This is a genomic window from Embleya sp. NPDC056575 (assembly GCF_042793325.1).
Taxonomy (GTDB): domain Bacteria; phylum Actinomycetota; class Actinomycetes; order Streptomycetales; family Streptomycetaceae; genus Embleya.
Genome location: NZ_JBHTVA010000047.1, coordinates 1 through 9,021, shown reverse-complemented (window position 1 = coordinate 9,021; position 9,021 = coordinate 1). Strand labels below are relative to the sequence as shown.

The window sequence follows — 9,021 nt, the reverse complement described above, 5'->3', positions numbered from 1 at the left end:
GCCCGCAGGCCCGCCACCGCCGGGGTGGCCGGTTTCCACCCCGCCTCTGGTGTCCACCCCGCCCCCCGTGTCCCCCCAGCCGCCCCCCGGGCCCCCGCCCCCCGGGCCCGGGCCCGGCCCCGCCGCCCGGTTCGCTCGGCTCCCGGGCGGCCCGGCTCGCGTCCTCGCGCAGGAGTTCCGCCAGCCCCTGGCGGGTGGCGGCCAGGACGACGCGATCCGTCGGGAGCAGCCGGTGGTCCGGGGGCGGTACGGCGACCGACCGGCCCGCGCCGGGCGACGCGGCGGCACCGGGCGCGGGCGACTCGGTCGTGTCCAGGGCCAGGACCCGCCATCGGCCCGCCCGAAACGACTCCGCGACCGTGTGGCCCTGGAGTTCCGGATGGCCCGCGACGTCGACCGCCGCGAACAGCAGCACCTCGCGCTCCACCGAGACCGCGCCGAGGATCTGTCGCCCCATCAGCGCGCCCGCGAACGCCGGCGCGGACAACGACGACACGCTGCGGCTGCGAGTGCGCGCGAGCGGATACGACCGGCGCAGCGTCCCGTTCACGGACTTGGCGAAGTCGTCGTCGAACAGCCGCAGCACCACCCGCAGTTCGGGATCCACCTCGCGGGCGTACAGGACCGCCTCCAGGTTGATCGCGTCGTCGCTGGTGAGCGCGAGCAGGGCCCGGCTCGTCCCGATGTGCGCGGCCTCCAGGACGCCTTCGCGGGTCACGTCGCCGATCACCAGCGGTACCCGCCGGGCGTGGGCGGTCGCGACGCCGAGTGCCTGCGGGTCGCGTTCCACGCACACCACCGGGATGCCCAGGTCGCACAGCCGATCCAGCACCCGCGTACCGATCTTGCCCAGTCCGAGCAGCACCACGTGATCGGCGATGGCGCGCGGTGGCGGTCGCTGGATGGTCGCGGTACGGAACGTGCCCAGGCTCTCCAGCACCACCGCGAACAGCAGTGGCAGCAGCGCCATCCCGGCCATTGCGGACAGGACCTGGAGGATCTGCCGCCCGGTGTTCTCCCCGATCGCGGGATCGCCCATCCCGAACACGTCCAGGATCGAGCGGTACGCGGCGCGCATCGGCGGATCCCGGGTGACCCACCACGTCAGCCCCGCGAACACGAACAGCAGCACCACCAGGCCGACCACGGCATAGCGCAGCCGGCGCGGGAAGAGAGTGGCCACCGGCAGCGCCTGGGGCATCCGGGGGCGGTTGACGGGCGTGCCGGCGCCCTCGGCGAGGCCGATCGCCTCCAGTACGGTCCGCCCCCGGGCGGCCCCGGCCGCGACCACGTCGGCCTCGTCCGGCAGCAGGTCCGGGCTGCCGCCGGAGCCGTCGGCGGCCAGTGCGAGGGTGTGCGGGCACGGCGCCGGGTCGGGTTCGGCGGGCGGCCGCTCGGCCACCCGCAGCAGCAGTCCGTCGGCCTGAACCACCTTGTCCGCACCCGAGATCGCCGCCGCGACCAGCGCGGGTGTGGCGGTGTCCGCGTCGGAGAGCACGGTGGTGGTCACGTCCCGGGCCGATCCGTCGTCGGCCCGGGCCGCCGCCCGATCCAGCAGGTCCTCCAGATGCCGGCCCAGTTTGCGGTTGTACAGCCGCACCACCAGGCGGATCCGCGGATCGAGTCGGCGCGCCCGTAACGCCGCGTGGATGTTGGCCCGGTCGTCGCGATACACCAGCGCCAGTGCCGCCGCGCCCGGGACGCCCGCGGCGCGCAGCGCGTCGTCGTCCGGTTCGGCGGCCTCGACCACCGCCACACCGCCGGCCCGGGCGAGATCGTCGATCTGGGGGCCGTGATTGCGGCGCACCGAGGGCAGCAGTACGGTCACGTACTCCCCGTAGACGCGCGCCAGTTCGTAGGAGAGTCGTTGCGCGAGCGCGTCGTCGCCGCACACCACCAGGTGTCCGGTCCGAGGCGCGGGAGTCGGGTGGTGCGGAGGAGTCGACACACCCCCACCCTGCCCGCCGGGCCGTCCCCCGTCAGCCCCTTTCTTCCCGGCCGTACCCCACCGAGCCCCCGACCGAGCCCCCCACCGCCGGCGCCGAAGCTGCTCCTACCTCGGCGAAGTGTCCGAGATCAGCAGGTCCATGACACTCTGCAGCCCCCCGGCGGCGAACGCCGCCCGCTGGCGATCGGCCCCGGTCCCCTCCAGGATCATCCGGTCCACCAGCGCGAACACCTGTGCGGTGTCGCCGAACTCGTCCAGCACCGGGGCGACGTGTCGCAGCAACTCGCCGACCAGGTCCCCCGCGTCGATCCGCCGGGCGACGCCCGCCGGCCCCACCGGTCCGAACAGTTCCGCTTCCAATCCGTCGCGGGCGGCCATCCAGCAGGCGGCACGCAGCAGTTCCTGGTCGGGCGCGGCGTACGGCGCCTTCTCGTCGTGCTGTTGCAGCGCGGTCACCACCAGGGCCCGCACCAGTCCCGCCAGCATCACCGCGTCGTCCGCCCGCAGTTGCACGTCGGGGCAGCGGATCTCGATGGTGGGGAAGCGTTCGGACAACCGCACCTGCCAGTACACCTGCCCCCGATCCAGCATCACCCCCACCGCGAGCAGCGCGTCCACCCGCCGCTCGTACTCCTCCAGATCCACGAACACCGGAGGTTGCCCCTCCACCGGCCAGCGCGCGTAATGGATCGTTCGCCAACTGGCGAACCCGGTGTCCATGCCCTGCCAGATCGGCGAGTTGGCGCCCATCGCGACCAACACCGGCAACCAGGGCCGAATCCGGTTGACCACTTGCACGCCGGTCTCGCGATCCGGCACGGCGACGTGTACGTGCATCCCGTGGATCAGTTGCACGTCGGCCAACCGCCGGGCGTTCGCCCGGATCGCCAGATAGCGCGGGTGTTCGCTGATCTCCATCATCTTCCCGTTGCCCACGGGCGCGGTCCCGCAGGCGATCATCCGGCAGCCGCTGCGTTCGGCCGCCGCCGACAGTTCGCCGCGCATGCGATGCAGGTGTCCGCCGATCTCGTCGAGCGAGTTGCAGACGGGGGTCGCCACCTCCAACTGCGCCTTGAGCAACTCGGGTTGTACATCGCCGACACCGAGACCGGGCCGCAGGCACGCCTCGGCGCGAACCCGTTCCGCCGCCGGCGCCGGTAGGCCGCTGACGGGGTCCACGAGCAGGTACTCCTCCTCGACACCCAAAGTGGTGATCACCGAACCGTCCTTTCGAGCGGGCGCGAACCCGCCGGGCAGGGCCTCCGCCAGGACCTGACCCACCGGCGGTCGGTACGCGCCACGACCCGTGCCCCGGTACCCCGTAGCCCTCGGGAATATCCCCGAACCCCACACGGTGCGGCATCGCGACCCACGACGTGCTCGACCAAGATCCGGACAGGTCGTATTACTTGGGAGGACTCGATCGGTTGTACCCGTAACCACCACAGGTCGACACGTCCGGCCGGGTCGGGACCGATGGGGGCCGGGGATGGGGGCGGTGTGGGGCGCTGCTCGGGCCGGTTCGGGGCCGCTGTCCGGGCCGGGTTCGGCGGGGTCGGCGCGCCCGATGTCCGGCCGTTGTGATGGGGTGGATCCCGGTAGCCGAACAGGTGAGTGTGGGGGCGTGTGGTGTCTGGGGTTCAGGTCGCGAACAAGGCCTTGTTGGTGGGACTTTTGTTCGAAGGAGCCGCGGTGGGTGACCTCGGCCGCGTCCGTCACCGTCTCGGCGACGAGGTGATCGCCACCCTGCTCGCCGACAAACGACTCACCTCGCGCCTGCGCTCGTTGGCCGCGCTCGACCCCGATCCGTGGGTCCGGCGGGCCGTGGCGGCCAACTCGTCGACGCTGACCGCGGCCGATCTGGGCGCGCTGCTGGAGCAGCCCGATCCCGTCGTCGATCGCATCGTGTACGCGCACCCCGAGGCGACCGCGTGGATGCGCCGGGTGGTGCTCACGCCGGGCCGGTACCCCGACGAGCCGCACCCGTTGGCCGCGTTGCACGCGGAACTGCTCGCGCTGCCCGCCGAAACCGCGCTGCCGCGCCGGTTGGGCGCGGCGGTGGTGACCGATCGGCCGGAGCTGGTCCTGCACGCGTTGCGGGTGTGCGCCGGGTCGTTGACGGTCGCGGAGGAACTGAGGGGGCTGCTCTCGCTGCAACGGTTCGGTGGGGAGGGGCTGTTGGCGGAGGCTGTGCGATATGTACGGCCCGAGGTCGCCGCGCTCGCGGGGTCGGGAGCGGAGGGGTCGGCCGAGGCCGGGCCGGGCGGCGCGGATCCGGCGGCCGCCGTCGCCGAGGCCGAGGGGGCCGCGGGGTTGGTCGCCGAGTTGCGGGCGGGAATCCGGCCGACGACCTGGCGGCGCGGGGTCGACTGGGCCGCGGTGAGCGAGGCGCATCGGGACGAGCCGCTGCCGGAGGCGATCGCCGTGATACTGGCCGCCGACGCCGAGTGTCCGGAGGAGCTGCTCGTCGCGCTGTACAGGGCGTATCCGACGGCGGTCGGCCCGGTGGCCCGGCCGGCGGCGGCCGTACTGCGCGCGGCGATCGATCTGCCCAAACACCCGGCGCTGGCCCGGATCGCCGTGCTCACCCGCGATTCGGCCGAACCGGCCGACGTGGCGCGGATCATCCACGAGGTGACCCCCGCCCGCACCGCCGTGGCCACCCTGCTCGAACTCCCGGAGCACACCGAGCTGCGCGACCTGCTGCACCGTCACCTGGGCGCGCACGCCGACCGCTGGCACGCGCTGCGTACCGCGCTGCCCCGGTACCGCGCGGCGCTGCCCGCGCTGTTGACCGAGATCGCGGCGGGCACGGTCACCGCACCGGCGGAACCGGCCGGCGGCCCGCCGCCGACCCTGACCAAGCCCTACCGCTACCTGCTCACCTCGGCCGACCCCGACGACCTGCGCGAGGTGTTGCCCGCGCTGCCCTACGCGCTGGTCCGCGACCTGCTCTCCAGCGGCTCGCTGCCGCGGCGCGTGCACGAGGCGGCGATCGCCTCCACCGACCCGCGAGCGTGGGAGGCGTTGGCCCGCAACATCGGCCTGGACGTCCGCGAACTGGCCCGCCTGGTCGACAAGCGGGTCCCGGCGGTGGACGCGGCGGCGTACATGAGCATGCGCTCGACCCCGTCGCTACGCCGCACCATCGCCCGCCGCACGCCGCTGGATCCGGGGCTGCGCAAGGAACTCCTCGCCGGCGGCGACCGCCGTACGCTGCTGCCGCTCGTGGCCTGCGGGGAGCCCGACCTGACGGCCAAGGCGCTGGAGTTCGGGTGTCGTAAGATCGCCCAGCAGTACGCGTACATCCAGGTCTGGGAGCGGCACGGCCCGGAAGGCGTCCGCGAGTTGCTGGCGGCAACCGGCAAGAGCACCGCCGCGCAGATCCGCAAGCGGGTGGAGGCCGCGCTCAAGGCCGAGGACGGCCTGGCCGACCTGCGCGCGAGCGGTGAGCCGTACGACGATCCGGCCACGCTGCCGAACCGCCTCCAGACCCGAACCAGTCGCACCACCGTGCGCGACCTGGTCCACGAGCCGTACGCGCACGACTTCCCGCTGCTGATGGCGGCCAACCGGACGGAGCCGTTCGCGTACGAGGCGCTCGACGACCTGATCCGACACGAGGACGCCACCGACGCGGATCGGGCCGGGCTGCAACTGGAGTTGGTCAACTTCCTGCGCGGGTACGACCGTCGCGCGATCGACATCTCGCCGCGGGAGTGGCTGCGCACCAAGGCGTTCAACCGCGACGAGGACTGGGCCGGCGCGGCGGTCGAGAACGGCCTGCTCGACCCCGTGCACCTGGTGGACATCGCCTATCCCGCGCATGCGGTGCTCGCGAGCATCACGCGGATGAGCCCGACCCTGGTCGTGGACCCGATGCGGGAGCGGCTCACCGAACTGACTCGGGATCACCTCGCGGGCCACACCGACGCGTTGGCGATCGCGGTGGGCCTGGTCGAGGAGTTCAACGGCTCGCTCGCCGAACTGGTCACGCTGGCCGGACAGGCGGCGGGCCCCCGGCCGGACGCCGAGGAGGTGGCCCGGGCCGACGCCGCCGCGCTCGCACGGGCCCGCCGCGAGGCGGCCGAGACCGCGCTGACGGCATCGGTACCGGCGACCGCGGATCCGGTGACGCCGGCGGCGAACACGCGTGGGGGCCGGGAGCGGACGACCGAGCCGGACCGCACCTCGCGCCTGGTCGCGGCGGACCTGCTGCGCACACTGGCCGGCGTGGCCACGGGCGATCCCGACGCCGCGCCGGTGCCCGACGATCCGGCCGTGCTCACCGCGCTGGCCTCGCTGTCGACGTTCGACGCGCCCGGCTACGAGTATCCGAGCTGGCTGTACGAGGCGTGCTTCGCGAGCAAGTCGGTCGAGCCGCGGGTGGCCCTGGGACGCCGGGTGTTCGACGAGTCGGTCGCCAACGACCTGATCGACCTGGGCGAGCCGGAGGTGCTGGCCGCGCTCGGCGAGAACAAGGGCCTGGAGAAGCCGACGGCGGACCGGGTCGCCGCGATCCTGGCGGGCACGCCGACCGACCGCCCCGCGCAATACCCTTCCCGGGACACCTGGCCGAGCGCGGCGGCACCGGCCGCGTTTTTGCGCTGGATCCGTGAGTACTTCGAAGCAGGCCGCGGCGGTGGCGGCGAATACCTCGCCGAGGGCACCTACCGACACGGCATCGTCGGGCCGACCGACATCCTCGGCATCCTCCCGACCCGGGCACTGACCCCGCTGCCCCGAAAGTGGCGATACCGCATCGTGGCGGACCCGATCAAGCAGGCGGTCGGCACGCTGGTGGCCGACCGACTGGGCGTGGACCCGGACCGGTGGTTGCGGGCGCTGACGGCGATGGGGACGGCGGGGGATCGGCCGATCGGGGAACTCCTGGACGCGGCGGTGGGGGCTGGGTCGGGGGCGGAGCCCGGGGCGGGAGTCGAGACCGTCGCGGAGGCGAAGGCAGGGGCGGAGGCGGGAGTCGAGACCGTCGCGGAGGCGGAGGCGGATCGGGATGCCGCTTGGCAGCGCCTCGAATCCCCGCACACGATCGAGGCCGCGGTGGCGCACGAGGCCGCATGGCGAATCCGGCGCGCCTGGCGATGGCCGGCCGCCGATCTCCTGCTGCACGCCTCGCCCGAGGCGCTGGTCGCGATCCTGCCGCGACTCGGTCCGCACGCCTACCCCTCGCTGTGGGCGTACTCGCGGCACATCGAGCACTCGTCCCGTGCGCTGGACGAGTACCCGTTCCTCGCCGACGACCACGTCGCGCTGCGAATCGTGGCGACCCACACCGAGGACCCGGCACTGCTGAAGCGGCTGCTGCGTCTCGACGACCCCGAACTCAACCGCGACCTGTACGGCTCACCCCTGGAGGACGAGGGCGCCTCGATCCGACGTGTGGTGCTCTCTCGGGTGCCGCAGGGCCGGCCCACGACCGGCCCCGACGATCTGCTCGCGCTCGACCCGGATCTGCGCGCGCAGTTGTTGATGGACCACCGGCCCACCGCCTCGCTCCTGTCGGCGCTGCGCCTGAAGGTGGAGGCGGCCGACCCGGAGGTGGTCGAGCACGCACTGCGCCAACTCGGCCGAAAGCTCTCGCTGCTGGACCGGCTCCTCGGTGTCCGCGGCCTGCTGCGGCACGGCGGCGCGGACCGGATCGGGGCATTGGTCGAGGAGGGCGTACTCGGCGCCACGGCCGGCCGGTTGGTGGCCAAGGCCCTCGCCGATGCCGACCCCGACGCGACGCTCACCGCCCGCATCGACCGCGAGCGGGGCGGCGACAAGTTGGTCGCGAAGCTGCGCCGCTGCGGCGGTGTGGCCGACACGGACGAGGCACTGGACCTGCCGTACATCCAGGACTGGGACCTGATCCTGGCCGAACACGAACGAGAGCCCTTCCCCCGGCAGGTCCTGAGCCGCCTCGTCCTCCAGCGCGACTCCCCCGCGAGGCTCCTCGAACTCGGCCCGGTCGACGACGTCGCCGCCCGCCGCTCCGCCCTCCTCGACCCCGCACACGCACTCGCCTCGATCTCCTCCGGCCAATCCTCCCTCGGCGACGCCACGTGGTACGCCCACATGGACAGGCTGGTCACGAAGGGACACCTCACCGGAAGGGACCTGGTCCACAAGGCCAGAGGCGCCGCCACGATCCTCCGCTGGATAGCCGAGTCCACCCACCGCCTCGAGGTCCCCACCCAAATCCACACGGCCGGCCACGAAGCCCAATCCGAAATCGCATCCATCCTGACGACCACCAAGCCCCACTGGCCCCACGTCTACGCAGCCCTGACGGCCCAAGACCCGACGTGGCATGCGGAGTCCCCGAACTCAACCATCCACAACCTGCTGACGCGCACCGTGTAGCGGCAGCGGAGGGAACGAAGGGTCGGCCCGAGAGGGCGGTCGGATCCGGTCCACCGGCCGCCTTCCGAGTGGGCCGGGGGGATGCTTCCGACGCACGTCGCGCTTGTGGCCGCAGGACCGGCCGGCGCGGGGCGGGTCAGAGTCGGTGGTGGGCCGCCGCCGGAAACCGGCCGGCAGCGGCGGACAGGGAGGGCGGTCCGGTCGGGTCCTCCGGGTGGCCTTCCCCAGTGGGCCGGGCGTTCTCGGTGAGCGTTGCGCCTTTGGTCGCGGGTGGCTGGTCCGGGGCTGGTCAGAGTCGGTGATGGGCCGCCGCCGGCGTGCGGGGCTCCGCGCCTTCGGCTCCCGACGAGACAAGCGCGTTGCTCACCGAAAAACCGGCCGGCAGCGGCAGGCAGGGAGGGCGGCCCGGTCGAGTCCTCCGGGTGACGTTCCCCAGTGGGCCGGGTGCTCCCGGCGCGCGTTGCGCTCTTGGTTGCGTGATGGCCGGTCCGGGGCTGGTCAGAGTCGGTGGTGGGCCGCCGTCGGTGTGGGCTTCGGGGTGTGGGGTTTCGTCGGGGCGGGGGCCCGGGTCGGGGGAAGGGCGACCTGCGGCGGGTGGCAGAGGAGGGGGTCGGGTTGGGTTCCGCCGGGCTTGCGTTCCCGAGTGGGTCGGGTTTGTTTCGGCGTGCGTTGTGCTTGTGGTTGCGGGACCGGCTGGTCCGGGGCTG

At 73.4% G+C, this 9,021-nt stretch carries 3 protein-coding genes; 1 reads left to right on the top strand and 2 read right to left on the bottom strand.

Annotation, left to right across the window (positions count from 1 at the left end; translation table 11 throughout):
- Positions 1–1,948 (bottom strand): NAD-binding protein (locus ACFRCG_RS31505; protein ID WP_380037687.1); only part of this gene is annotated, 1,948 nt, incomplete at its 3' end.
- 105 nt (positions 1,949–2,053) lie between these two features.
- Complete coding sequence (locus ACFRCG_RS31500) at positions 2,054–3,163, bottom strand: glutamate--cysteine ligase (protein WP_380037808.1); 1,110 nt, start codon at positions 3,161–3,163, stop codon at positions 2,054–2,056.
- Between the two features lie 477 nt (positions 3,164–3,640).
- Here ACFRCG_RS31500 and ACFRCG_RS31495 point away from each other — a divergent pair, with 477 nt between their 5' ends.
- Positions 3,641–8,314 (top strand): hypothetical protein, encoded by a 4,674-nt coding sequence (locus ACFRCG_RS31495; protein ID WP_380037685.1) that lies wholly within the window; start codon positions 3,641–3,643, stop codon positions 8,312–8,314.
- Positions 8,315–9,021 lie beyond the last annotated feature (707 nt).